The sequence below is a fragment of the Hymenobacter sp. BT559 genome, from assembly GCF_016427535.1.
Lineage (GTDB): Bacteria > Bacteroidota > Bacteroidia > Cytophagales > Hymenobacteraceae > Hymenobacter.
In genome coordinates this window covers 903749-929395 of record NZ_JAELXV010000001.1, presented here as the reverse complement: position 1 = coordinate 929395, position 25647 = coordinate 903749, and the positions used below count along the sequence as shown (strand labels likewise).

17 protein-coding genes are annotated in these 25647 nt (G+C 58.6%); 10 read left to right on the top strand and 7 right to left on the bottom strand.

Features of this window, described 5'->3' with window-relative positions; all coding sequences use genetic code 11:
• Positions 1-196: 196 nt before the first annotated feature.
• Complete coding sequence (locus tag JAO77_RS03815; RefSeq protein WP_157562185.1) at positions 197-394, bottom strand: cold-shock protein; 198 nt, start codon at positions 392-394, stop codon at positions 197-199.
• 276 nt (positions 395-670) lie between these two features.
• Here JAO77_RS03815 and JAO77_RS03810 point away from each other — a divergent pair, with 276 nt between their 5' ends.
• Positions 671-1090 carry an acyl-CoA thioesterase gene (locus tag JAO77_RS03810; RefSeq protein ID WP_198988969.1) on the top strand — a complete coding sequence of 140 codons (420 nt, stop codon included), beginning with the start codon at positions 671-673 and terminating at the stop codon, positions 1088-1090.
• Positions 1091-1097: 7 nt separating this feature from the next.
• Here JAO77_RS03810 and JAO77_RS03805 read toward each other — a convergent pair whose 3' ends face one another.
• Complete coding sequence (locus JAO77_RS03805; protein WP_198988968.1) at positions 1098-1622, bottom strand: hypothetical protein; 525 nt, start codon at positions 1620-1622, stop codon at positions 1098-1100.
• Between the two features lie 54 nt (positions 1623-1676).
• Here JAO77_RS03805 and JAO77_RS03800 point away from each other — a divergent pair, with 54 nt between their 5' ends.
• Positions 1677-5201 carry a UvrD-helicase domain-containing protein gene (locus tag JAO77_RS03800; RefSeq protein WP_198988967.1) on the top strand — a complete coding sequence of 1175 codons (3525 nt, stop codon included), beginning with the start codon at positions 1677-1679 and terminating at the stop codon, positions 5199-5201.
• Between the two features lie 48 nt (positions 5202-5249).
• Here JAO77_RS03800 and JAO77_RS03795 read toward each other — a convergent pair whose 3' ends face one another.
• Positions 5250-6392, bottom strand: a complete 1143-nt coding sequence (locus JAO77_RS03795; RefSeq protein WP_198988966.1) for a hypothetical protein — start codon at positions 6390-6392, stop codon at positions 5250-5252.
• Positions 6393-6512: 120 nt separating this feature from the next.
• On the opposite strand from JAO77_RS03795, the gene JAO77_RS03790 reads away from it, so the two are divergent.
• The 3 genes from JAO77_RS03790 to JAO77_RS03780 all read left to right on the top strand — a co-directional run bounded on the left by JAO77_RS03790 (position 6513) and on the right by JAO77_RS03780 (position 10226).
• A complete protein-coding gene (locus JAO77_RS03790) occupies positions 6513-8228 on the top strand; it encodes a S8 family peptidase (RefSeq protein WP_198988965.1) in 1716 nt (571 codons plus the stop codon).
• 38 nt (positions 8229-8266) lie between these two features.
• Entirely contained in the window at positions 8267-9274 is a 1008-nt protein-coding gene (locus JAO77_RS03785; RefSeq protein WP_198988964.1) for a YitT family protein, read from the top strand.
• A gap of 115 nt (positions 9275-9389) precedes the next feature.
• Complete coding sequence (locus JAO77_RS03780) at positions 9390-10226, top strand: MOSC domain-containing protein (protein WP_198988963.1); 837 nt, start codon at positions 9390-9392, stop codon at positions 10224-10226.
• Between the two features lie 21 nt (positions 10227-10247).
• Here the strand turns inward: JAO77_RS03780 and JAO77_RS03775 are convergent, their stop codons facing one another.
• Together JAO77_RS03775 and JAO77_RS03770 are read right to left on the bottom strand one after the other, a co-directional pair.
• Positions 10248-11279 carry a LacI family DNA-binding transcriptional regulator gene (locus JAO77_RS03775; protein WP_198988962.1) on the bottom strand — a complete coding sequence of 344 codons (1032 nt, stop codon included), beginning with the start codon at positions 11277-11279 and terminating at the stop codon, positions 10248-10250.
• 126 nt (positions 11280-11405) lie between these two features.
• Positions 11406-13688 (bottom strand): GH92 family glycosyl hydrolase, encoded by a 2283-nt coding sequence (locus tag JAO77_RS03770; RefSeq protein ID WP_198988961.1) that lies wholly within the window; start codon positions 13686-13688, stop codon positions 11406-11408.
• Positions 13689-14256: 568 nt separating this feature from the next.
• On the opposite strand from JAO77_RS03770, the gene JAO77_RS03765 reads away from it, so the two are divergent.
• From JAO77_RS03765 to JAO77_RS03745, 5 genes are all read left to right on the top strand, one after another.
• A complete protein-coding gene (locus JAO77_RS03765; RefSeq protein ID WP_198988960.1) occupies positions 14257-17412 on the top strand; it encodes a SusC/RagA family TonB-linked outer membrane protein in 3156 nt (1051 codons plus the stop codon).
• 21 nt (positions 17413-17433) lie between these two features.
• On the top strand, positions 17434-18939 hold the full coding sequence (locus JAO77_RS03760) for a RagB/SusD family nutrient uptake outer membrane protein (RefSeq protein WP_198988959.1): 1506 nt from the start codon (positions 17434-17436) through the stop codon (positions 18937-18939).
• 84 nt (positions 18940-19023) lie between these two features.
• Entirely contained in the window at positions 19024-19734 is a 711-nt protein-coding gene (locus JAO77_RS03755) for a basic secretory protein-like protein (protein ID WP_198988958.1), read from the top strand.
• 222 nt (positions 19735-19956) lie between these two features.
• A complete protein-coding gene (locus tag JAO77_RS03750; protein WP_198988957.1) occupies positions 19957-22257 on the top strand; it encodes a GH92 family glycosyl hydrolase in 2301 nt (766 codons plus the stop codon).
• 134 nt (positions 22258-22391) lie between these two features.
• Positions 22392-23813, top strand: coding sequence for a glycoside hydrolase family 125 protein (locus JAO77_RS03745; RefSeq protein WP_198988956.1), 1422 nt, complete (start codon positions 22392-22394; stop codon positions 23811-23813).
• A gap of 139 nt (positions 23814-23952) precedes the next feature.
• Here JAO77_RS03745 and JAO77_RS03740 read toward each other — a convergent pair whose 3' ends face one another.
• A complete protein-coding gene (locus tag JAO77_RS03740) occupies positions 23953-24498 on the bottom strand; it encodes a hypothetical protein (protein ID WP_198988955.1) in 546 nt (181 codons plus the stop codon).
• Positions 24499-24661: 163 nt separating this feature from the next.
• Entirely contained in the window at positions 24662-25567 is a 906-nt protein-coding gene (locus JAO77_RS03735; RefSeq protein ID WP_235998196.1) for an NAD(P)/FAD-dependent oxidoreductase, read from the bottom strand.
• Positions 25568-25647 lie beyond the last annotated feature (80 nt).

Below are 25647 nucleotides of genomic sequence, written 5' to 3'. Positions count from 1 at the left end.
GTTCTCAAATGCGGGTGCAAAGGTACGTATTTTATTTGAAAAAAGCTACTATTTAGCTATTCATACGTGTGTATTGCCAGGGCCTACCTAGAATAACACTACTTGTGCTGGCACCAACTAAGGCGGGCCTAATCATAAAAAAGCGCGTCCCCGAGTTGGAAACGCGCTTTTTATAGCACTTAAAAGTGTCGTTAGCTTAGAGCAACGCTACTTTTACAGCGTTCGGGCCTTTACGGCCTTGGGCTTCTTCGTACTGAACTTTGTCTTTCTCGCGCAGCGACTTGGCATCTACGAGGTCCGTGACGTGAACGAAGATGTCTTCGCCAGTTTCGTCGTTTTTGATGAAACCAAAGCCTTTGGTCTCATTGAAGAATTTTACCGTTCCGGTCGGCATGATAAAAAAAATAAATTGGTGTCGTCAACGCCCGGCGTAACGCTGGGGACCTAAGATGTAACTACACCGGAGCGGACCGGAACAGCAACACAGAGCCTTGAGTTGCGCCAAAGATAGACAGAATTTCCGAACTTCACCCGTCGGCCAAAAAAAACTTCAACCGAGTTTGCCGGTACTACTTAGCTGGCCAGCAGCACTAACCTAGGGGGTTTCGGTTATTCTACACTGCCCCCACACGCGAGCCGGCCACTTCCCGCCCTCCTCTACTTAGCGTTTATGGACACACCCAGCGCCCCTGCGCATGCCTTCCAGTACACCTTCACTGTCGAAGCCTCCGACATCGACCAGCTCGGCCACGCCAATAATGTAGCCTATGTACGCTGGGTGCAGGAGGTGGCTGCAGCCCACTGGCACTCGCTCTACCCACCTAGCGCCGAGCAGCCGCCACAGGTGTGGGTAGTGCAGGAGCACCAGATACGCTACCTGCGCTCGGCCTATGCAGACGAGGAGCTACGCGCCCTCACCTGGGTGGCCGACGTGAAGGGCGCCAGTTCGAAACGCTGCACTCGCATCGAGCGCGTGGCCGATGGGCAACTGCTGTGCGCCGCCGAAACACAATGGGTGCTGCTAGATGCGGGCAGTGGCCGGCCCGTGCGGGTGCCAGGCGAAGTGGCGAAGCGGTTGATGCCGATATAAGCTAAGCTTAATGCTTGCTGACAAATAGTTTAACAGTTGTTGCAGCCCCAGTAGTATCATATCCCGAAATACCATCCGAAAACGATGCTCGTAGTCTAGCTCTCAACTCATATTCATCGAATACTTTACCTTGCTTAACTCTACTTAAGGAATCTGGACTGATTTTGAAGTAAACCGTGTCGTAAGGCTGACCTTGTGCTTCTATCGGCATCAGCATAGTACTAACAGACAACTTTGCTTTATAAGCAAAATTGTAGCATTTAGCTAGCCTACTAAAATAGGAGGTTGGAAAATAAGCCTTACCTAAGAATGCTTCGCCTTTGCTGATTGTATCCGCAGTTAGTTTAATAATTGGACTTATATCAATGTCTTTTTCGTAGCACTTACCATGATTGATGGTGCGGCCAACTCTACGATAAATGGCATTTCGCTCCGCTATTGAAAGCTCTTTCTTGACGACCTTATTATCTTCTGCATTTGGTGAACAAGCAGCAAGCACTCCTACTAGCAAGGCAAAGACTGAGTATCTCATAGTACTTATTTTAACATAGTGTACGGAGCCTTCTCCGTGTAATAAAGGTTTGTAATGCCCGCCCCTTTTCGCATCTATTCCGCCTCGGCCGGCTCCGGCAAAACGTATCAATTAACAAAAGAATACCTCAAGCTGGCCCTAGGGTACCCGCAGCCGGCCGACCCCACCGGCGAGCGCAGCTACAATCCCAGCTATTTTAAGAGCATTCTGGCTATCACATTTACCAACGATGCGGCCGGCGAGATGAAAGAGCGCATTGTGGGGGCGCTGCGGCGCTTTGCACAAGGTGCAGAGGATAAACCAGATGCGCTGCTAGCGGAAGTAGCGGCCGAGTTGGCGCAGGAAGAGCAGTTTCCGCCGCACCTAGCTACGCCCGCCGAGTGGCAACGCGAAGTGCGGCGCCGGGCAGCGGCCACCTTCAAGCTGGTGCTGTACCACTACGCCGACTTTGCGGTAAGCACCATCGACTCGTTTGTGCAGCGCATCGTCACGGCATTTACTCGCGAGTTGGGGCTGCCAGCCTCGTTTGAGGTGGAGCTGGATACCGACAGTGTGCTGCGCACGGCCGTGGCGGCCTTGCTCGACAAGGTGAACCGCGACCCGCAAAGCAAGCTGTTGAGCCAAACGCTGGCCGACTATGCCCTAGGGCAAGCCGAGCAGGGCCGCAACTGGAATAAGCTGCCCGACGAGCTACTAGACTTCGGCCGCAACTTATTCAACGAGAGCGTGCATGAGGCGGTGGCACAGCTGGGCCAAAAGACGATGGCCGACTTTCGCACACTCGACCAGGAAATACGCCAGCGGCTGCGCGACACGGAAGAAGCGGTGCAGGTCCAAACTGACCGGGCGCTGGCGGCGCTAGCCGGCGCGGGTATTGAGGCCGAGCACCTGGCGGGCGGTGCCAATGGCATTCACGGGCATTTCCGCAGCTGGGAGCGCTGGCTGGGTGCCCCCGATGCCAAGGCCGACTTTCCGACGGCTACGGCGCGCAAGGTGGTGGACAGCGGCAAGTGGTGGAGCGACAAAGCCAAGAAGGCTGGCTTGGTACCGGCCGTAGAAGCCGTGCAGCCAGAGCTGGAAGCGGCTTTTGGCGAGCTACTAGATTTGCGCCTGACCCACTTACCGAATTACTTACTGTTAAAGGCGTTGCAGCCGTTCTTGTTTCACGCCTCGCTGCTGAGCGAGCTAAACAAGCTGGTGGAGGAAATCAGCCGCGAGCGCAACGTGGTGCTGATTTCAGAATTTAATCGGCGCATTGCGGCCATTGTGCTCAACGAGCCGGTGCCTTTTTTATACGAGCGCCTAGGGGAGAAATACCGCCACTTGCTGATTGACGAGTTTCAAGACACATCGGTACTGCAATGGAATAACTTGCTGCCCCTGGTCGAAAACGCCGTGGCCAACGGTGGCTTGTCGCTGGCTGTGGGCGACGCCAAACAGGCCATTTACCGCTGGCGGGGCGGCGAGCTAGAGCAGATTCTACGCCTCTACCAGCGCGACACGGGCGCCCTAGCCTCACGGGCCCGCGACGCGGACATGCAGCGCCTGCTGAGCGAGCGCTACTACACGCTGCAAAGCACGCTGGAGCCACGCTCGCTGGCGGTCAACTTTCGGAGCGAGCCGGCCATAATTGACTTTAATAATGAGTTCTTTACCTACGTGCGCGAGCGTAGTGTAGAGGGGGAGCTAGTAGCCGGCATTTTTGAGGATGGATTTCAGCAGGAAGTACCAGAAGCAACGCCTAGGTCGCTGCTAGCCGGTAATGCGGACCTAGGCGCTGGTGCGCCAGCGGGCCATGTCGAACTACTATTCACCCAGAAAGATGCCCCGGCCCGCCGCTACGTTCCCACCACAGGGCAGTACCTCGACGAGCCCCTGCCGGGCTACCCGGCCGAGGCGGTGCTCGACTACAACGAGAGCACCTGCTACCTGGCCTTACAGCTCATTGAGCAGGCCTTGTCCGATGGGCACCAGCTGCGCGAGGTGGCCGTGCTGTGCCGCACGCGCTGGCAGAGCCGCCTGGTAGCCAAATTCCTGAAAGAGCGCGGCTTTCCCATCATTTCGGCCGATTCGCTGGCCTTGCAATTTGCTGAGGTGGTGAACCTGCTGGTGGCCATCATGCGGGTGCTGCACCAAAGCAGCGACACCCTGGCGCGGGCCGAGGCGCTGCTGCTGGTCGATAAGGTGGTGCGGCGCCAGCCCCCTACCCCCGGGCGAGCCCGCCACATTGCCGCGGTGGCCAATGATAAGGAAAGCGGCAAGCCGTTTTTTGACGAGTTGCGCAGCTTGGGCTTTGATGTGGAGGAGCACAAAACGGGCAACCTAGGGCTGTATGAGCTAACCGAGCGGCTGCTCGGCATTTTTGGGCTGCTGGGCGCCAATGCGGAGAGCGACTACCTGTTTCGCTTTCTTGATTTGACGCTGGAGTTCAGCCTCAAGCACGGCAACAACCTAGGGAGCTTCCTCACCTATTGGGACGAGCGCAAGGGCGCGCTCAGTATCAATGCGCCGGGAGGTACCGATGCCATCACCATCACGACCGTGCACAAGGCCAAAGGCTTAGCCTACGGCATTGTGATTGTGCCCTTTGCTGACTGGACGCTGGTACCCCGCACCGACACGATGCTGTGGGGCTACCTCGCAACGGCCCATAAGCCCCTACCCGACTTGCCCGACGTGGCAGTGGTGCGGCTCAATAAAAGCTTGGCCTACACCCCCCTGGCCGAGCAGGATGTCGAAGAACGCGAAAAAACGCTGCTCGACGGCCTCAACACGCTGTACGTGTCCTTCACCCGGCCGCGGCACAGGCTCTATATAATCAGCAAGGCGCCGGCCGAGCCGCGCAAAACCACCGGCGAGCTACCCCTGGCCGCCACCCCCGAGCCCGCTGCCACCCAGGGCCCAGCCCGCGATGTGGCCGACCTGCTGGCTGGCTACCTGCGCCACCTAGGCCGCTGGCAAGACGAAACCACCAGCTTCGTGCTCAATCCCGGCACCGCTCAAGCCCCTAGCGCGAAGCCTCAAAAACCCAAAACCAACTTTGCGCTCAACAACCTAGCCTCCACGCCTTGGAGTGAGCGGCTGAAGTTGCGCCGCCACGCCACCACCGTGTTTGATTTTGATGAGCAGGAGCACCTAGGCGAGCTCAACCGCAAGCTGCACTACGCTCTGCGGCGCCTGCTGTCGGCCCAGGACCTAGGGCGCTCACTGCGCCAGCTGGTAGCCGAGGGCGTTATTAATCAAAAAGAGCGGCCCGAACTCGAAACCAACTTAAAAGCGCTACTGGCCGACCCACGCTTGGCCCCCTACTTTGCCGATGGCCTGGCGGTGGAAACGGAGCGCGAAATACTGGTGGGCGGCCACACGCACCGCGCCTACAAGCCCGACCGCATCGTGTTTGGCGAGGGCCCCAGCCGCGCTACCCAAACCGTGACCATGCTCGATTTTAAGCTGCCGCCGCCGCAGGACATCCACAAAATCCGGTTGCGTGAGTACGCCCGCCTATTTCGAGAATTGGGTTACGCCGATGTGCGCGGGGTTATTTACTACTTCGGCTCGGGCGAGGTGGTGGAAGTGTAAGAAGATGGGTAACCGGCACCCTAGGCTGTAATTACCCAATGCTTTAACTCATTCCGTCTTGATGATAGTACAGCGTAACTGCTGCGTGAGAGTGTCGACATACAAAACGCTGCTGGGCATATCGTTGTAATCAAACGCTAGCTTTCTCTCACTAGGACGCTGCGGGGCACGAAACGGAACCAATTGCGCCGCCGGTATCTGGCGCAAGGCTGCAGGCTGGTGCACTGGCACAAGAGTCAGAAGTTGAGCGGCTCCATCCCATAAGTATTGGGTACCAGTAGTAGGCAGTAGGGCTTCTGCCAGGCTGTAACCGCCGCCGCTCATCCCGCTGTCAGTACCATGAAAAGTAAATCGTCGCTTCACTTGTCCATTGCGATTGACTAAGTGCGCGTTGTTAGCCTGCTCAGGGTTATCGCCTTCATAAGCTACCAAGAAGGTACTGTCGCTAAGGATGCGCGTACCGGCTACGGCGCGCTGGGGCTGTGCCAGCGAAAATACCTGCCCGGTGGCGTGCAGGATTTCTTTACCAGTTAGCAGTGTCTGGCCATCGGGCGTGAGAGTTGGCCAACAGTCGCAACTACCCATATACTCTTTGCCGGGGCTAAGGTGTAGCACCTTGCCCGTAACGGGGTCTAGCAACAGCAATATACTCAGACCCTCATCAGTATCCTCGCGTACGAAGTTTGTTTCGAATATCAACGCCCGGCGAGCTGACCAATAAGCTAAAAAGACAGGCGGGGCGGCTCGCGCTACCGTGCGCAGGCTACCATATACGACCCTAGCAAAATCGGCTTTGTGTAGCTGTGTAATAAAGCGAAGCTGACCCTGTGGGCCAAGCAGTTGGAAAGTATACTGCACATCCGCACCCTTTTCCGTGTAGGCAGCTAAATGATTTTCTTTATCGGCTGGCACCGGAAATGATAGCTGACGAGCACTATCGGGGAGGGCAGCAGTGCGCACTAACCAACGCTGCCCGTCGAGGGAAATAAGCCTGCGAGTAGCACTGGTATCACCGGTATCTATCCACGGCGCGCGCATGGGAGAAGCCGGCAACTGACGGGGAACCTGTTCGACTGATGAAGCAGGCAGCATAGAGGGCACTAGCTGCTTGGGTTTGGTAGCCACGGGCTGACGAGTTTCGCAACCAATAAGCAATAGCCCAACCATACTACCGAGGATAAATACGCGCATAATTGAATTTTTCACTAGCTCGCTAAATTACCGGACTATCCCCACCGGGCGCAACACCCGCCGCCCCGCGTCCGTCTATCCGTACGCGGGCGTTTCTTGCGCCGCTTTTATTTCTCCTGAATGATTTCCAATCGCATTTCCTGCTGGCCGCGCCTGGCACTGGCTGTTTCGTTGAGCATCCCCGCTACCATTGTGGTGGCCCAAACTACCCCCGCTACCATTCCGGACGCTGCTGCGCCCGCCACCACGGCCACCCCAGCCGGACCTACTGTGGCCGAAGCCGCCGCCGCCCAGTGGTACCTGCGCGACCCCCAGCAGGATAAAACCCCCGGCGTGGGCGCCACCCGCACCTATGCCGAATTGCTGAAGGGCCGCGTACCCACCGCCGTAGTTGTGGCGGTTATTGATTCGGGCATCGACACGGCGCACGTAGACCTCAAGCCTGTGCTGTGGCGCAACCCGCGCGAGATACCGGGCAACGGCATCGACGACGACAAGAATGGCTACATCGATGACATTCACGGCTGGAACTTCCTAGGTGGCAAAGACGGGCGCAATATCTCGGTAGAGACGTTGGAGGTTACCCGCGTGGTAGCCAAGCTGGGGCCGCGCTTTGCGGGCAAGACCAGTGCCCAGATAAAAGCGGCCGACAAGGCCGACTATGCTACGTACCTCCGGGCCAAAAAAGCCTACGACAACAAGCGCAAGGAGCTGACCGAGCAGCTAAAGCAGGCCGACCAGGGCACCAGCCCCATGGTGTCGCTCTTCGACGCGCTGAAGCAGAAACTAGAGGTAGAAAAGCTCGACACGACAACCCTCCGCAAGGTGGCCGCCCAGGTGCCCGACGCCAGCCTGAAAACCGCCCTCTCGTCGCTGTACCAGGACATGAAGCAGGGCGGCATTGCCGACACCGACGCGCTGGTGGCCGAAATTAACAACGAGGTAAAAGACCAGCGCGACCAGCTGAATTACAGCCTCAACACCAAGTTTAACGCCCGCGCCGACATCGTGAAGGACAACCCCGAAGATGTAAACCAGCGCGACTACGGCAACGCCGACGTGACCGGCCCCGATGCCCTGCATGGCACCCATGTGGCGGGCATCATTGCGGCCGCGCGCGACAATAACCTAGGTGTGCAAGGCATAGCGGGTGCGCCGGTGCGCGTGATGAGCGTGCGCGCCGTGCCCAACGGCGACGAGCGCGACAAGGACGTGGCCAACGCCATCCGCTACGCCGTAGACAATGGCGCGCAGATTATTAATATGAGCTTCGGCAAGGAGTTCTCGCCTCAGCGCCCAGCCGTAGAAGCTGCCTATAAGTACGCCGAGGCCAAGGGCGTACTACTGGTACACGCCGCGGGTAACGAAGACGATAACCTCGACGTGGTGCCCCACTACCCCGCGGCCTTTTACCTCAACGGCAGCGTACCCACCAACCTGCTGACCGTGGGCGCTTCGGGGCCCACCGACGATGAAAACCTGCCCGCCAGCTTTTCTAACTATTCTAAGAAACAAGTAGATGTGTTCGCGCCTGGCGTGGGCATCTACTCCACACTGCCAGGCAGCAAGTATGGCCCAGAGAGCGGCACCAGCATGGCCGCCCCCGTAACGGCGGGCGTAGCAGCTGTGCTTAAGTCGTACTTCCCCAACCTCACGGCGGCCGACCTGAAACGGATTATTCGGCAGTCGGCGCAAGTGCACCACACGCAGGTGCTAGTGCCCGGCGAGGGCGGCAAGAAAGCTGACTTTGCGACGCTTTCGGCTACCGGCGGCATCGTTGACCTATACGCGGCAGTGCAGCTGGCCTTGCAGTTAGAATCAGCGAAAAAGCAATAAACCTTGGCGAAAGCGGGTTTTTTTGCGTAAACTGGGCTATGCTCGCTCAATTATCGATTTTAGCCCGCTTGCGGCAGCTGCAAGCCAATGCCGCCCCCGAGGCCACGACTACCGTAGGTACTTCCCTTTCCGGCCACCCCTCTATTGCCGATGCGCCCGCGCCTCACAATGGGCCGCAGCAATCGTGGCTGCGCGAAGAATTTCGCAACGTAGTGTACCTAGCGATGGGCGTGGCCTCGGCGGCCCTAGGCTTAGAGGCATTCATGCTGCCCAATGGTTTGTTTGACGGCGGCGTAACTGGTATTTCACTGCTGGCAGCCCGCCTGCTACCCGGCGACCCACCCTTGTCGGTGCTGCTGGTAGTGCTCAACCTGCCTTTTGTGTGGCTGGGCTTCCGGCAGATGGGCAAGGGCTTCGCCGTGCGGGCGCTGCTCGCCATTCTGGCGCTGGCCGTGGTGCTCGAAACGGTGCATTTCCCGGTCGTGACGCAGGACAAGATGCTGATTGCCGTGTTCGGGGGCTTCTTCCTAGGGGCCGGTATCGGGCTGGCCATGCGGGGCGGTGGCGTGCTCGATGGCACCGAGATTCTGGCCGTGTACCTCAGCCGCAAAGCCAGCCTTAGCGTGGGCGATTTTGTGCTGGTGCTCAATATTTTGATTTTTATTGTAGTGGCTCTGGTGCTCGATGTACCCACGGCGCTGTACTCCATTCTCACTTACCTGTCGGCATCCAAAACCATTGAGTTTGTGGTCAATGGCATTGAAGAATATACGGGCGTCACCATTATTTCGGAGCACAGCGATGCCATTCGGCGTACCCTCACCGAGCGCCTCGGTCGGGGCGTTACGGTGTATGCCGGCCACCGCGGCTACGGCTCGCGCGGCGAGCAGCCCAGTTCCATCGAAATCGTGTTCACCGTCGTCACGCGCCTCGAAGTAGGCCAGGTTACCACTGAGGTCAACCACATTGACCCCCGCGCCTTCATCATCATGCACAGCGTAAACGACGCCAAGGGCGGTATGGTAAAGAAGCGCGCACTGCACTAGGATAGGCCAGGAGTTAATAGAAGACGAAGGGCGGAGGCGATGAATAGTGCTATTCATCGCCTCCGCCCTTCGTCTTCTATTAACTCCTCACTTAATCGCTCCTACCTTTGCGGGCATGTCTGCCCTTTCTTCTGCCATTACGCTCTCGGGTCTTTTCATTTACCCCGTCAAGTCGCTCGGCGGCATTAGCTTGCCTTCGGCCACCCTCACGTCGCTGGGCCTGCAGCACGACCGCCGCTGGCTGATAGTGGATGAGCGCAACCGTTTCTTGACCCAGCGCGAACACGCCGAAATGGCGCTGCTGGCCGTGGAGCCCGCCTACAATGGCTTCTTGCTGCGGCATCGCCAGCGGCCCGAACTGCTGCCCCTTTACGTGCCCTTCGCAGCAACGCCCGAGCGCACGCTGTTTGTGACCATCTGGGACGACATGGTATTTGCCTGGCGGGGCACACCCGAGGCCGACGCGTGGCTGAGCGAGGCCCTAGGGCAGCCCTGCAAGCTGGTGTACATGTCGGATATGGTGCGCCGCGAGGTCGACCCCGACAAGCCCGAGCTCAACCCCGCCGGCACGCTCGTCAGCTTTGCCGATGGCTACCCCTACCTGCTCGCCAGCGAGGAGTCCTTGGCCGAACTTAATACCCGGCTCGCCGAGCCGGTTCCTATGAACCGCTTCCGGCCCAACCTCGTGGTGCGCGGCCTCGACGCGGCCGACGCCGAGATGCAGTGGACCGACTTCCAGATTGGCGGCCACGCCTTCCGGTCGGTGCGCGGCTGCGGGCGCTGCGTCGTCACGACCATCGACCAGGCTACAGCTCAGAAAAACCTTGCTACCGAGCCGCTACGCACGCTGGCCACCTACCGCAAGCAGGGCAACAAAATCATGTTTGGCCAGAACGTAACTGGCCCCGCCAGCGGCCAGCTGCGCGTGGGCGATGCCGTGGTGCTGGGCTAAGCCAGCCGCGGCACCAGCAACCTAGGGCTTGGTTTTAGGCCGAATAGACGACTCGCGCACCACCAGCTGCGGGGCCAGCTGCAGCTGCGCAATGCGGCCGGTTTCGGCCGGGTTTTCGAGCGAGGCCAGCAGCGTACCGATAACCTCTTCGGCCAGGGCCTCGATGGGCTGCGCCACTACCGTGATGGGAGGCGAATAAAGCCGGAACAGGTCGTTATCGTCGAAGGAGACAACGGCAATCTCTTCGGGAATGCGGCGACCTAGGCGGCGTAGTGCTTCCAGCCCGCACACGCCTAGGTAGTTGGTGGCAAACAATACGGCGTCGCAGACGGTAGCGTCTTGAAAAAACGCCAGGGCATCCTGCACCAGCTGCTCGGCATCCTGCGAAAACTCCACCTCGTGCACAATGGGAGCCAGGCCAGCTTCGCTCAGCGCTTGGGCGTAGCCCTGGGCGCGGGCGCTCATCTGGGTTTGGTCGAGGTGAGGCATGAGCAAGGCAATGCGCCGAAAACCCTGGCTAACGAGGTGCTGGGTGGCCTCGTACATACCCGTAGTGCCATCTACCACCACGGCATTGGCTTGCACGCCGGGCAGCAGGCGGTCGAACAGCACCAGCGGTTTGCCGCTGCGCACCAGGGCCCGCACCTCGGCCTCTACCCCATTGGGCAAGGCCAGGATGTAGCCATCGACGTGCCGCTCCTGAAACATGGTGAGCAGGTCGCGGGTCTTGGCCGAGTCGTTGTTGGTGCTGCAAAACAGCATGCGGTAGCCGCGGGCCAGCGCCTTTTTTTCAATCAGGGCCGCCACTGTGGCGAAGAAGGGGTTGGCAATATCTTCTATCACTAAGCCAATGACGTGCGTTTTGCCCGTGCGCAGGCTTTTGGCCAGCTGGTTGGGCTTGTAGCCCACTTCTTCCACGTATTTGATAACTCGCTCGGCCACGGAGTCGCTGATGCGCTTTTCCTTGGCTTTACCATTGAGCACCAGCGATACGGTAGCAATCGACACCTCGAGGTGCTTGGCGATGTCGTGAATGAGTAGTTTCTTTTTCAATTCGAGCTCGGTTAGGGGCTTAGGCGTAGGCTACTGATAATCTAAATAGCAAATTACGTTACGGACCAGGTTAAAGGTATAACCTGGGCCGCTAAAGCCCAGGCTATACCCTACTTTTTCCGTCTGTTAGTACACTTCCTTAGGCCGGTTGGCCGGGGCCGTGCCAAAGGCGCGGTTGGGCTGCGGGCCCATGGTGAGCTGCAAGGTGCCGCCCGCCACAATGTCGCGGTGCAGCAGATACGTATTCGCATACGGCTGCCCGTTGAGCGTAGCCGACTGAATATAAATATTTTGCGGGCTATTGTTTTGCACATTCACCGTAAACGACTTGCCCTGAGGCAGGCGAATGGTGGCCTTATCGACCAGTGGGCTACCTAATACGTAAGCCCCGCTGCTGGGGCTTACGGGGTAGAAACCCATCGAAGACATGATGTACCAGGCCGACATTTGGCCGCAGTCTTCGTTGCCGCTGATGCCGTCGGGCTGGTCTTTGTACATCTCACGCAGCACCTGGCGCACCTTTTCGGCGGTTTTCCACTGCTGGCCGGCGTAGGCATAGAGGTAGGTGGTGGCGTGGCTGGGCTCGTTGCCGTGGGCATACATGCCGATAAGCCCCGAGATATCGGGCGAAGCGCTCTCACCTAGGTTGCCCTGCACAATAAACAAGCTGTCAAGCTTTTGGGTAAAAGCTGCGTCGCTACCAAACAATTTGATGAGGCCCGGCACATCGTGCGGCACCAGCCAAGTATACTGCCAGGCATTGCCCTCGGTGTAGGGGTTTTGGCGGTGAATGGACTGGAAGGCGTTGAACGGCAATTGAAACTTACCGTCGGCTGTAACGCCGCGCATAAAGCGCGTGCGGGGGTCAAAATACTTCTGGTAGTACTTGGCGCGCTTGCTGTAGGTGTCGTAGGCTTCTTTGTCGCCTACCTTCTTGGCTACCTGCGCAATGCTCCAATCGTCGATGGCGTATTCCATAGCCTTGGCCACCGATTCGTTCTCTTTATCGGCCGGAATGAACCCTAGGGTCTTGACGAAGTTCACGCCCTCGTCGTCGCGGGTGCTGCTCTGCTTAAGGGCGTCCAGCACGCGCTTGCCGTCGAGGCCGGGGGTGCCCTTGAGGTAGGCCTCGGCCAGGGCCGGCACGGCACTGTAGCCTACCATAGTGCCCGTTTCGTTGCCCATGAGGTGCCAGATGGGCAGCTTTTGCTGCTGGTCATTGATGGCCAGCATGGTCTGCATCATGTCGCCTACGCGCTCGGGCTGAGCCAGGGTAAAGAGCGACTGCTCAGTGCGGTACGTATCCCAGAGCGAGAAGATGGTGTAGTTGGCAAAGGGCGCCTTGGGGTACACCTTGCCATCGGTACCACGATAGTCGCGGTTCACATCGTTGAACAGCGCGGGCGCAAACCAAGCGTGGTAGAGCGAGGTGTAGAACGTACGCCGCACCACAGGGTCTTTGCTTTCGATGGTGACCTTGCCCAGTTCCTGGTTCCACTTGGCTTCCGCGGCCTGCTGCACCTTGGCGAAGTCCCAGCCCGGCATTTCGGCCTGAATGTTAGCCAGCGCATTCTGCGCGCTCACCGGCGAAATGCCCACTTTTAGATGCAAGGTGCCCGGCGATTTAGCAAATGTGAATACGCCCTTCACGGCCGTGCCCTTGCCCGATTTGCCACCTAGGGCCTGCGCGTCGTTGTAGAGCGCAAACGCTGGCACAGGCGCCGACACCTTAATGGCAAAAAACAGCTGCTGGTTTTTAGCCCAGCCCTTCGAAAAGCGGTGCCCAATAAACGTCTGGGCATCAACCTGCTCCAGGTAAGTATCAGTAGCCTTGTCGTCGATGCCTTCCTTGAGGTCGATGATGACGCGGGCTGGCTGGCTGTTCTTGGGGAAGGTGTAGCGGTGCATGCCCACGCGCTCGGTACTCGTGAGCTCGGCCCGGATGCCGTAGTCGTCGAGCGTCACGGCGTAGTAGCCGGGCTGGGCCTTTTCGCGCTGGTGCGAAAAGCGCGAGAGGTAGCCTTGGTGCGGTACCTTTTGCTGCCCCTTGTCAGTCTTGAGGGCGCCGGTGTAAGGCATAATCAGCACATCGCCGAGGTCCGAGCCCCCCGTACCGCTAAGGTGGGTGTGCGAAAAGCCCGTGATTAAGCTGTCAGAATAGTGGTAGCCTGAGCACCAGTCCCAGCCCTTAAAGATGTTTTGCGGCCCCAGCTGCACTGCCCCAAACGGCACGTTGGCCCCGATGAAAACGTGGCCGTGGCCACCGGTACCGATAAATGGGTCGACGTAGGAAGTGAGCTTAGGCTGCTGCGCGTGTGCTGCCGAGCCGGCAAGCAGCAGGCCACTAGCTAGCCAGCGGCCCCAGCGGGCCGCCAGCAGCACCCTAGGAAAGAGACGAGGAAAAACCATGAAATAAAAAGAAAAAAAGATTGATATGGAATATACAACGTGACCTACAGTCTACGGTGCTGCTTTAAAGTTTAGAAGGCACTATTGGCCCAAGAGCAGCTACCAGAATGGCAAAAAGAGCGGCTTGCGCCAACAAATATGCTAAAATGTTTAAGCTAAAATTTGGCTAGTCCAGAAAAAACCTTCATATTTCGGCCAGTAATCATACAACGTTCATTACTCGCAAGCCTTTAGTGCAATGCTTGCTGCTCTCCGATAAGCTATCAGTAGCGACCGCAATGGCTTTCCTGCTGCCGCTCGCCAGCCCGTATCTCTGCTTCCACCGACGTTAAGTTCTTACGCCTCAGCATTGGTTACTTTTCCTTCCTAGGTCTCGCCCTTTATGCCTGCGGCATTTGAACACGTGCCAGCCGCTCTTTCCAGCTTACCTACGCCTGATTTATCAGCGCTTTAGCTCCACCACCGCTCACGCTAAAGACCTTGCTGCCAAATCATTTTACTGGTTTAGTTTTTTTGTTGTGAGTAGCCACTCTGGCTGCTCTTCGTTCCCCACCCACCACTTTTTTCTATGGTCATTTCTTTATCAATCAAAAGCTTGCGCAAGCTGCCGCTGCTGCTACTGGCACCAGTAGCTACGCTGCCTCTCTCGCAGGCTACTGCAGCTGGGCTTCCGGCCGGAGCCCTCTACAAACCCGTTGCCGTGACGGTGCAGGGCACCGTGACTGATGACAAGGGCAGCCCGCTGCCCGGCGCTACTATCGTGCTGAAGGGTGTAGCGGGCGTGGGCGTGACGGCCGATGCCGACGGCAAGTTCACCTTGTCGGTACCCGATGCCAACGCTACGCTGGTGATTTCGTCTATCGGCTTCGTAGCGCAGGAAGTGAACCTAGAAGGCCGCACTACGCTCAGCATCAAGCTAGTGTCCGATAACAAAGCACTGGATGAGGTAGTAGTAGTAGGCTACGGCACCCAGCGACGCTCGGACGTGACGGGGGCCATTGGCTCGGTGAAAGCCGCTGAGTTGGTAGAGCGCCCGGTGGTGAACGTAGCGCAGGGCCTGCAAGGCAAGGTGCCCGGCGTAGACGTATCGCTGAACTCGGGGCAGCCGGGCAGCGCGCCCGTTATCCGGGTGCGGGGCTACTCGTCCATCAATGCCGGCAATACCCCGCTGTACGTGGTAGACGGCGTGTTCTGGGAGCAGGGCATTACCACCCTCAACCCCAACGACATTGAGAGCCTGGAGGTACTAAAAGATGCTTCGGCCACGGCTATCTACGGCGCGCGCGGCAGCAGCGGTGTTATCATCATCACCACCAAGCGCGGGCGCAAGGGCAGCCAAGTATCTTACGATAACTACGTAAGTGTCAGCAAGATTGCTCGCAAGCTTGACGTGCTCAATGCTCGCGACTTCCTGGCGATGGAAGACCTAGGGTATCAGAACGTGCAGAAATTTGACCCTGCCGGCTGGGCCGCGGGCAAATACGCCGCTCGTGACCCGCGCCTCAAGCGCCAGGCCCTAGCCAACCCCAACGACCCCAAGCGCCTGTTTGACTCGAACCTGAACCCACTCTATGACATAGACTGGCAGGACGAGGTGACGCGCACTGGTGTGGCCCAAAGCCACAACCTAGCGTTTTCGGGCGGCAATGACCAGACCACCTTCGGGCTGTTTCTGAACTACACCAACGCGCAGGGCATCATTCGCGAAACGTACCAGAAGCGCTACTCGGGTCGCCTCACGGTCGACAACCAAGTGAAAGACTGGTTGAAAGTGGGCGCCACGCTGAATTACAGCAACATCGAGGATAAAATTGGCAATAACTTCGTGGGCGGCAACAACATTCCGCGTATGATGATTGAGATGATTCCTATCGTCCCAATTCAGTATCCTAACGGCGTGTATGGCAAGCGGCAGGACTACCCCGATATGGAGGGTGGCGACAACCCGGTGGCCATCGTGCGGGAAGACATCAACCTGACGCGCAACCAGGTATTTGCGGGCAACCTCTACGCCAACATCACGTTCTCGCCCAGTCTGAGCTTCCGCTCGGTGTTCGGCGCCAACTTCAGTTCGCAGCTCAACCCCACGGCGTCGAGCAACCTCATTCAGCTGCGCGCCGGCACGCAAAACCTAGCTGGCTTCACGGCCTACGACGGCAAGAGCGTGCAGTGGCAGAACTACCTGACCTACAACAAAGTCTTCGGCCAGGACCATGCGCTAAACGTAGTAGCCGGTGTCGACGTGCAGCGTTTCCAGGCACTGCAGGACTATACTGAAACCCGCGGCCTCAGCGACAACTCCTACTCGTACTACAACCTAGGCGCCGGCGCTACACCTCAGGTGCCCACGTCTAGCTTCGACGCCAACCAGTTCTTATCAGTATTTGGCCGGGCCAACTACACGTACAAGGACCGCTACATCCTGACGGCTACGGCACGCTCCGACGGTTCGTCGCGCTTTGGTACGTCCAACCAATACGGCTTCTTCCCCTCGGGCGCCGTGGCTTGGCGCATCTCACAAGAGCCCTTCCTGGTGGGCAACAAGACGATTAGCGACATGAAGCTGCGCTTTGGCTACGGCCAAACCGGTAACAGCAACTTTGCTAACTATCAGTCGCAGGCCCGCCTAGGTACTAACAGCTACATCTACAACGGAGTGCGCGTAGGCGGCACCACGATTAGCACCCTAGGTAACCCCGACTTGCGCTGGGAGCGCGCTAGCCAGTATGACCTAGGTTTCAACCTCGGCCTGTGGCAGAACCGCGTTAGCTTCGAGGCTGACATTTATTCGCGTACTACCAGCGACCTGCTGCTGGCTCGCCCGGTGCCCCGCACCAGCGGCTACAGTAGCATCTTTAGCAACGTAGGCAGCGTGCGCAACCAAGGCTTAGAACTAGCCTTGAACACGGTAAACATCCAGGGTAAGGATTTCACCTGGTCAACCAACTTCAACATCTCGTTCCTCAAGAACCGGGTGCTGGCGCTCGGGCCGGCAGGCGACGACATCTATCCCGGTCCTAACTTCTTGAACGAAACCAACGTGCTGCGCATTGGCCAGCCGGTAGGTTCGCTGTTTGGGGTGGTGCGTGCCGGCACTTGGGGCACGGCCGAGGCCGACGAGGCCCGCCGCTACAATCGCCTGCCCGGCGACCTCAAGTTTGTGGACCAGAACAACGACGGGCAAATCAACGACCTCGACCGCGTTATTATCGGCAAGGCTATTCCGACGGGCTTCGGCACGTTCAGCAACAACTTCCGCTACAAGGGCTTCGACTTGCTGGTTGACATTCAGTTCACCTACGGAAACGACGTAATGAACCTGACGCACCACTCGGCCCTCGACCGCACCGACCAGGCCAACAGCTACTCGCGTGCCTATACCGACGCCTGGACGCCCGACAACCAGAACACGATGATTGCCCAAGTGCGGCCTTCCTACGTGTACTACGACTCGCGCATCGATTCTTACAAGGTTGAGGATGGCTCGTTTATCCGCGGCCGCAACGCGGTGCTGGGCTACAATTTCTCCAACGAGCTCGTGCAGCGCCTCAAGCTGGCCCGCATCCGGGTATACGTGTCGGCGCAGAACTTCTTCCTGGCTACCAAATACCAGGGCTACGACCCCGAAACTTCGACTTACAGCAATGCTTTCGCGCAGGGCATTCAGTTCTTCGACTATCCCAAGGCACGGGTATTCACGGCTGGTCTCAACGTTACGCTTTAATTACTCCCACCCAGCTTTATTATGTTATCACGTATTCGCTCCCGCGCGCAGGCTACGGCCTTGTGCACCGGCTTGCTGCTGGCCGCTACCGGCTGCAGCGACTTCCTGAAGGAAGACAACCGCTCCTCACTCACCCAGGATAACTACTTCAGCAACGCTACGCAGGCCCAGTCGGCCGTGGATGGCCTCTACAACCGCCTGCGTATCATGAACACCGACAACGGCTACGGCGAGTCCATCTGGGTAGGCGTCGAGTTGATGGCCCTGCATGCTACTACCCTAGGGCAGAGCTTCAACAACAACCAGATTATCAACCAAAGCATTGACCCAGCCAACCCATACTTCTCCAGTATGTGGAACAATGCCTACAACGGCATTGGGGCGGCCAACCTGGCGATAGCCCGCATTCCGGCCGTTTCGATGGATGAAACGCAGAAGAAGGCGTTGCTGGGCCAAGCTTACTTTATCCGGGCTTTCCTGTACTACCACCTGGTGCGTCTCTACGGCGATGTGCCGCTGATTACGACGCCCATCGACGGCAGCAGCCCGGACCTCTACCCTACCCGCGCGCCGCAGGCCGATGTGTATAACCTCATCATCGCCGACTTGCAAGCCGCCGAGCAGTCGGGCCTCGCGGCTGTAGACCGCAGCGGGCGCATCTCGCAGGGCGCCGTAAAAGCGCTGCTGTCGAGCGTGTACCTCACCTCGGCCGGCTACCCCTTGCAGATTAAGGCCAACTACCAGAAGGCCGCCGACAAAGCTGCCGAGCTGATTGACGCCAACCAGTACCCGCTGTTCAGCAACTACGCTTCGCTGCACAACACGGCTGATAAAAACCAGGGCGAGCTCATCTTGCAGGCGCAGTATGCTTTTGGTATTGCTACCAATGCCATTAGCGCCCTCGTTATTCCATACTTCGTGGGCATCTCGAAGTACAACGACGAGTTTGGGGCCGTTATTCCCACGCCCGGCTTCTATGCTACTCACGAAGCGGGTGACCTGCGCGCTCAGGAGCAGCAGTTCTACTTCTCGAAGTACCCGTCTATTCGAGACCCTAGCAAGACGGTTAACTTCGGCACCCAGGCGCTCTACAAGTACTTCCACGTAGAGAGCGCGCTTGGCAATGGTGTAGGCGACGAAAACTGGACCCTGCTGCGTATGCCCGAGGTGATGCTGATTTATGCTGAGGCCATCAACGAGGTCAGCGGCCCCAACACCAAGGCCTATACCCAAATCAACGCCATCCGTAGCCGAGCCAAGCTACCCGCCCTCAGCGGCCTCAGCCAAGATGCCTTCCGCACCGCGGTTTGGAAAGAGCGCTACCACGAGCTGGCCTACGAAAACAAAGCCTACTTCGACATTCAGCGCACTCGCCAAACCTACGACGTGGCCAACAACCGCTTCGTGAATGTGGTCGGCTTTAAAGGTGAAGTAGGACCGGCCTTCCAGGAGAAATACCTGCTGTGGGGCATTCCTTCGGCCGAAATCAACAACAACAAACAGCTGACTCAGAACCCCGGCTGGTAAGCAACTCTTGAGAAGCCCCGTAGCCCCACGCCCCAACTAGGGGCTGGCTACGGGGCTTTTTTTCACTTCTTCTACCCCTTTTCCGTGTCTCAATCTTTCCTCTTGTTGGCAGCTACCCTAGGGCTGCTGGCGGCCCCGGCCGCCGCCCAAAGCACTGGGGCCACCGTGCCCGTGGGCCGCGACTCGCTCACCCAAAAGGGCTACACGCTGGTTTTCATTAACCAGGACCCTGCCTTGTCGGCCGTCACGAAGAAGCGCATGGTAGATGCCTTCTATAAGGTGTACCCGCAGGAAGCCAAGCGGTTCAACCCCAAGACGCTTCGCAAGGTCACGTTCTTTGTGAACCCCGCCTACACGGGCGTGGCAGCTACTGGAAATGGCGTGGTCGACTACAACCCCAAGTGGCTGCGCGACCACCCCGAGGATATTGACGTGGTGACGCATGAGGTCATGCATATTGTACAAGCCTACCCCAACGGTAGCGGGCCGGGCTGGCTCACCGAGGGCATTGCCGACTATGCCCGCTACGTGTATGGCGTAAACAATGAGGCCGGCAACTGGAAGCTACCCGAGTATAAGGAGGGCCAGAGCTACACCAACAGCTACCGCACCATGGCGCGCTTCTTGGTCTGGCTCGACCAGCACGGCTACCCCAAGCTGGTAAACCAGCTCGACAACGCCGCTCGCACCCGCACCTACACCCCCGACATCTGGAAGCAGCAAACCGGCAAAACCCTCGACGAGCTGTGGGCTACATATGCTGCTGCGCCGGCCGTGCAGCTAACCTACCGCTAAGCGTGTATTTAGGAAACAAAGCGTCTGTCATGCTCATCTGGCGTCCGCTTGCCGAATCATTTCTAGCGCATCTTCCAAACTGCTTGATGGTGCGACAGAGATGCTTCGACCGTGCTGCACTCAGCATGACGGTAGGTTTCTATATGACCTAGGACGGTCCTACTTGCATTTATCCCTCACTTTTTGGCGCCGTTTGTCTGCGGCGTTTCTCTCCTTTACCGAATGACCAAACGTTTCTCTGCCCTGGCCACTTTGCTGCTGGCGGCGGGCCCGGCCTTGGCCCAAGGCCCCACGGCGTCGGCCGCTACCGACTTCGCGCAGTGGGTCAACCCGCTCATCGGCACCGACTCGAAGCCTAGCCTCTCGAATGGCAACACCTACCCGGCCATCTGCCTGCCCTGGGGCATGAACTTCTGGATGCCCCAGACCGGCAAGATGGGCGATGGCTGGGCCTACCAGTACGCAGCCGACAAACTCCGGGGCTTCAAGCAGACTCACCAGCCCTCGCCGTGGATGAACGACTACGGCCAGTTTGCCATCATGCCCATCACGGGCAAGAAGGTGTTTGACCAAGATGCCCGCGCCAGTTGGTACTCGCACAAGGCCGAGGTGGCCGAGCCCAACTACTACCGCGTGTACTTGGCCGACCACGACGTGACCACCGAAATCGCGCCCACCGAGCGGGCCGCGAGCTTCCGCTTCACCTTTCCCAAAACGGACAGCGCCTATGTCGTGATTGATGCCCTCGACAAGGGCTCGCACGTGCAGGTGCTGCCGCAGCAGCGCCGCATTGTGGGCTACACCACCCGCAACAGCGGCGGCGTACCGAAGGACTTCAAGAACTACTTCGTGCTGGAATTCGACCACGACTTCACTAGCACGACCCTGTACCAAGACAAAGCGGCCGCCGCGGCCGGCACCCTCGACGTGACGGCCAACCACGCCGGCGCCGTCGTGGGCTTCAAAACCCGCAAGGGCGAGCGCGTAAATGCTCGCGTGGCCTCGTCGTTTATCAGCCCCGAGCAGGCTATTTTGAACCTAGGCGAGATTGGCAACAAGGACCTCGAAGCTATTCGCCAGGAAGGCCGCACCGCTTGGAACAAGGCCCTAGGTCGCATCGACATTGAGGGTGGCACCGACGACCAGCGCCGCACTTTCTATTCGTGCCTCTACCGCTCGCTGCTATTTCCGCGCAAGCTGTATGAGCTGGATGCCAGCGGCAAAGTGATGCACTACAGCCCGTTCAACGGCCAAGTGCTGCCGGGCTATATGTACACCGACACCGGTTTTTGGGACACGTTCCGGGCGCTGTTCCCCTTCCTGAACCTCATGTACCCCGAGATTAACACCGAGATTCAGCAGGGCCTAGCCAACGACTTTAAGGAAAGCGGCTGGCTGCCCGAGTGGGGCAGCCCCGGCCTGCGCAGCGTGATGGTGGGCAACAACTCGGCTTCGGTGGTAGCCGATGCTTACCTGAAAGGCATTCGCGGCCAGGACATGAATGTGCTTTGGGACGCTTTGCAGCACGGCGCCAACAACGCCGGCCCGATGCCGGCCGTGGGCCGCTACGGCGTGCAGTACTACAACAAGCTCGGCTACGTGCCCTACGACGTTAAAATCAACGAAAACGCCGCTCGCACGCTCGAATACGCCTACGACGACTTTGCCATCTACCAGCTAGCGAAGTCCCTAGGTCGCCCCAAAAAGGAAATCAACCTCTACGCCCAGCGCAGCCAGAACTACCGCAAGCTGTTCGATAAAGAGTCGGGCCTGATGCGCGGCAAAAACCAGGATGGCACTTTCCAGAAGCCGTTCAGCCCTTTCAAGTGGGGCGATGCCTTCACGGAGGGCAACAGCCTGCACTACACCTGGTCGGTATTCCACGACATTCAGGGCCTGATGGACCTCATGGGTGGCAAGAAGAAATTTGTAGCCACGCTCGATACCGTGTTTGCGCTGCCGCCCGTGTTCGACGACTCGTACTACGGCGGTACTATCCACGAAATCAGGGAGATGCAGATTGCCGGCATGGGCAATTATGCGCACGGCAACCAGCCCATCCAACACATGATTTACCTCTACAACTACGCTGGCCAGCCCTGGAAGGCGCAGTACTGGCTGCGCGAGGTAATGAACCGCCTCTACCTACCCACCTCGGATGGCTACTGCGGTGACGAAGACAACGGCCAGACCTCGGCTTGGTACGTGTTCTCAGCCCTGGGCTTCTACCCCGTGTGCCCGGCCGTGAACCAGTACGTGCTCGGCGCGCCGCTCTTCCCGAAGGCCACCCTGCACCTACCCGGCGGCAAGGACGTGGTACTGAATGCACCCCAGAACTCGGCCACCAACCGCTACGTGAACCAGCTGACGCTGAATGGCCAAGCTTACGATAAGAACTACCTAGAATTCGAGACGCTGAAGCAGGGAGCCACGCTCAACTTTGAGATGAGCGCTACGCCTAATAAGACGCGCGGCACCTCGGCAGAGGCTGCGCCCTACTCGTTCTCTAAAGCTAAAAAGTAGTTTTTTCAACGTCCGTCGTGCTCAGTTGGCAATCCACTTGCCGAAGCATCTAGCGAGATACTTCGATAGGTGAACGCTAGATGAGCATGGCGGACGTTCTATTTTTACCCAGATTTCTGCTACCCACCCCTTTTATGAATCGTCGCACGTTCGTTCAACAAGCCTCTTTGCTCACGGGCGGTCTCGCCCTGCCTTCCACTATTTTTGCCGCCGCGGCGCCCGCTTTTCCGGTGGTGCGGCCGGTAGCGGCCAAGCGCCGGTTTCGCAGCAAGAGCGTAGAGGCCGCCATCACCGAGTTTAAGAAAAAGGTGAAAGACCCCGAGCTGGGCTGGCTCTTCGACAACTGCTTTCCGAGCACCCTAGATACCACCGTCACCTACACTACCCGCGAGGGCCGGCCCGATACCTACGTCATTACGGGCGACATCGACGCCATGTGGCTGCGCGACTCGTCGGCCCAGGTGTGGCCCTATTTGCAGCTCATTGACAAAGACGCCGAGCTGCGCAACCTGATAGCGGGCGTCATCAACCGTCAATCGCGCTGCATCATCAAGGACCCCTACGCCAACGCCTTTTATGGCGACGACACCAAGGTGGGCGAGTGGAAAACCGACAAAACCGCCATGCAGCCCGGCGTGCACGAGCGCAAGTGGGAAATCGACTCGCTATGCTATCCCATTCGCCTGGCCTACCACTACTGGAAGAAAACCGGCGACAAGCAGCCCTTCGATGCGCAGTGGCAGCAGGCCGTTAAGACCACGCTGCAAACCTTCCGGGCTCAGCAGCGCAAAAACGGCCTAGGTCCCTACCACTTCCAGCGCGAAACCACTAACGCTACTGATACCCAGCCCATGAAGGGCTACGGCTACCCAGTGCGGCCGGTGGGCCTCATCTGCTCGGCCTTCCGCCCCAGCGACGATGCCACGCTCTATTCCTTCTTGGTGCCCAGTAATTTCTTCGCTGTTACCAGCCTGCGCCAGGCCGCCGAGATGCTGACCGCCTTGGCCCCCGCCGAGGCGGCCACCGCTAAAGACTGCACCGCCCTGGCCGACGAAGTAGAAAAGGCCCTGCGCGAGCACGCCGTCGTGAACCACCCCCAGCACGGTAAAATCTACGCCTACGAGGTCGATGGCTTTGGCAGCCAGGTACTCATGGACGATGCCAACGTGCCCAGCCTGGTGGCCCTGCCCTACCTAGGCGCCATGCCTACCACCGACCCCATCTACCAGAACACGCGCAAGTTTCTGCTTTCGGAGGCTAACCCCTTCTTCTTCAAGGGCACGGCAGCCGAGGGCATCGGTGGTCCGCACGTGGGCCAGGACATGATTTGGCCCATTGCCATTACTACCCGCGGCCTCACTAGCACCGACGACGCCGAAATCCGGGCCTGCATCCAGAGCCTCAAGGCCACCCACGCGGGCACCGGCTACATGCACGAGTCGTTCCACAAAGACGACCCCAAGAAGTTCAGCCGCTCGTGGTTTGCTTGGGCTAACACGCTGTTCGGCGAGTTTCTCTGGAAAGTGTATAAGGAGAAGCCCCAGTTGCTGGCTTAATGCGCACTACCGGCCACCCGCCTAGGGTGGCTTACAACAGGCCTAGCTACCCTAGGTACCCTAAAAACAGAAAGCGCCTCCTAGATGGGAGGCGCTTTCTGTTTTTTAATTGGAGGCAGTTCGTTTCTATTTCGCCAGGTTACTTTTTAAGCAGAGTAGCGTGGTCTTCCTCAATCTTTTTATGGTCGGCCACCAGCTTCTGGTGTTCGTCCTGCATTTTCTGGTCCTCTTCTTTCATCTGGTTGTGGTCGGCCAGCATCTCGGCATCGGTCATGCCCCCGGCGGCGTGCTTGCGCTCTAGTTCGGCGTGGCGCTTCAGCACTGCGTCGTGCTCGGCTACTATCGCCTTATGGCGGGTGATGATGTCATTGTGCCGCTTTTCGAGCGTAGCAAAGGCCAGCGTAGTGGCCTTGCCCGCGGCTTTAGCGGCGGCCACTTGCTGCTGGTGGTCGGCCTCCATTACCGAGTCGGCCGCCGCCATGGTGCGGTGGTCGGTTTCCATTTTCTGGTGGTCGGCCACGAGTTGGGCGTGGGCAGGAGTAGCGAGCGTACTAGTCGTATCGGTAGCGGGCGTGGCAGCAGGCGCCTCAGTAGTGGCGCTGGCCGAGTCGGCACTCTTGTCGCCACCGCAGCTAGCAAGCGTACCAGCTAGGGCAACGACACCTAGCCAAGCAATTTTCTTCATGAGTTAAGGAGAAGATTTAAATGAAACAATGATGCAATTAAAGCACAAGACGTGTAGTTTCAACAGAAGGTTAACCTCGCCTTCTCCGTCGCTCCAGCCGATATAATCAATAGCAAGAGGCGGCAAATGCAACTCCGTTCCTATGCTTACCAGGACACGCCTCTTATGTACCGAATATCAATTCTCGGTTGAGCATGGCTCCGGCCATCATGCCGGCTGCTACGGCTGCTCCCACTGCTCGCATGGGGCTAGTAGCATCGCCCGCTGCATAAACCCCTGAGATGTTCGTTTTCTGAAAGTTATCCACCGCAATGTGACCCGCGGCAGAGTGCGTACAGCCTAGGTCATGGGGCAGGGTGCAATGCTGCTCAAACGGCAGCCGGGCATAGAGAGCCGACAGGGCTACGGTGCGGCCATCGGCTAGGGCGAGGTGCGTGAGGTAGCCGGCTTGGTGCAATAGCTGCTGCACAGGAGTTTCTTCTACCACCACGCCGCGGTCGGCCAGTTGCTGACGCTGGTCGGGCTGGAGCGTGGCAGGGCCGTTCGTAAAAATGGTTAGCTTATCGGTCCAATTGCGGATGAGCAGGCCCATTTCGGCTATTGCCTCGCCATTGGCTAAGATGCCGGTGGGCTGCCCCCGGTATTCATAGCCGTGGCAGTAAGGGCAATGGATAGCCGAGATACCCCAGCACTCGGCAAAGCCCGGCAGCGCCGGCATCAAGTCGCGAATGCCCGTGGCAAACAATAGCTTCCGAGCGTGCAGCACCGCGCCACTCGCCGTTGTCACGGTGAAGTGATTGTCCTCGCCCGTAGCCGACACGGCCGCTTCTGGGTGCAGCCGCACAGTGGGGTACGCCAGCACCTGCTCGCGGGACACCGCCGCAATGGCCGCCGGCGTGCTGCCATCCTGGGTTAGGAAGTTGTGCGAGTGCGGTGTCTGGCGGTTGCAGGGCTCATCACTATCCAGCACCACTACTTGCCGAATGGCCCGCCCCAGCGCCAAAGCCGCCGACAAGCCCGCATAGCTGCCGCCAACAACGATGACGTCGAGCATTGCAGAATTATTCATATGGTAAATAATTGTAGGTCAAAACTATACTTGCTGCCTAAGTGCATACCGCTGCCGCCAGCGCCGCGCCCTCCGTAGCC

Excerpts from the sequence above, each read along its gene's own strand:
- JAO77_RS03815 (WP_157562185.1), bottom strand. The coding sequence starts at position 394 with ATGCCGACCGGAACGGTAAAATTCTTCAATGAGACCAAAGGCTTTGGT.
- JAO77_RS03810 (WP_198988969.1), top strand. The coding sequence starts at position 671 with ATGGACACACCCAGCGCCCCTGCGCATGCCTTCCAGTACACCTTCACT.
- JAO77_RS03805 (WP_198988968.1), bottom strand. The coding sequence starts at position 1,622 with ATGAGATACTCAGTCTTTGCCTTGCTAGTAGGAGTGCTTGCTGCTTGT.
- JAO77_RS03800 (WP_198988967.1), top strand. The coding sequence starts at position 1,677 with ATGCCCGCCCCTTTTCGCATCTATTCCGCCTCGGCCGGCTCCGGCAAA.
- JAO77_RS03795 (WP_198988966.1), bottom strand. The coding sequence starts at position 6,392 with ATGCGCGTATTTATCCTCGGTAGTATGGTTGGGCTATTGCTTATTGGT.
- JAO77_RS03790 (WP_198988965.1), top strand. The coding sequence starts at position 6,513 with ATGATTTCCAATCGCATTTCCTGCTGGCCGCGCCTGGCACTGGCTGTT.
- JAO77_RS03785 (WP_198988964.1), top strand. The coding sequence starts at position 8,267 with ATGCTCGCTCAATTATCGATTTTAGCCCGCTTGCGGCAGCTGCAAGCC.
- JAO77_RS03780 (WP_198988963.1), top strand. The coding sequence starts at position 9,390 with ATGTCTGCCCTTTCTTCTGCCATTACGCTCTCGGGTCTTTTCATTTAC.
- JAO77_RS03770 (WP_198988961.1), bottom strand. The coding sequence starts at position 13,688 with ATGGTTTTTCCTCGTCTCTTTCCTAGGGTGCTGCTGGCGGCCCGCTGG.
- JAO77_RS03765 (WP_198988960.1), top strand. The coding sequence starts at position 14,257 with ATGGTCATTTCTTTATCAATCAAAAGCTTGCGCAAGCTGCCGCTGCTG.
- JAO77_RS03760 (WP_198988959.1), top strand. The coding sequence starts at position 17,434 with ATGTTATCACGTATTCGCTCCCGCGCGCAGGCTACGGCCTTGTGCACC.
- JAO77_RS03750 (WP_198988957.1), top strand. The coding sequence starts at position 19,957 with ATGACCAAACGTTTCTCTGCCCTGGCCACTTTGCTGCTGGCGGCGGGC.
- JAO77_RS03745 (WP_198988956.1), top strand. The coding sequence starts at position 22,392 with ATGAATCGTCGCACGTTCGTTCAACAAGCCTCTTTGCTCACGGGCGGT.
- JAO77_RS03740 (WP_198988955.1), bottom strand. The coding sequence starts at position 24,498 with ATGAAGAAAATTGCTTGGCTAGGTGTCGTTGCCCTAGCTGGTACGCTT.
- JAO77_RS03735 (WP_235998196.1), bottom strand. The coding sequence starts at position 25,567 with ATGAATAATTCTGCAATGCTCGACGTCATCGTTGTTGGCGGCAGCTAT.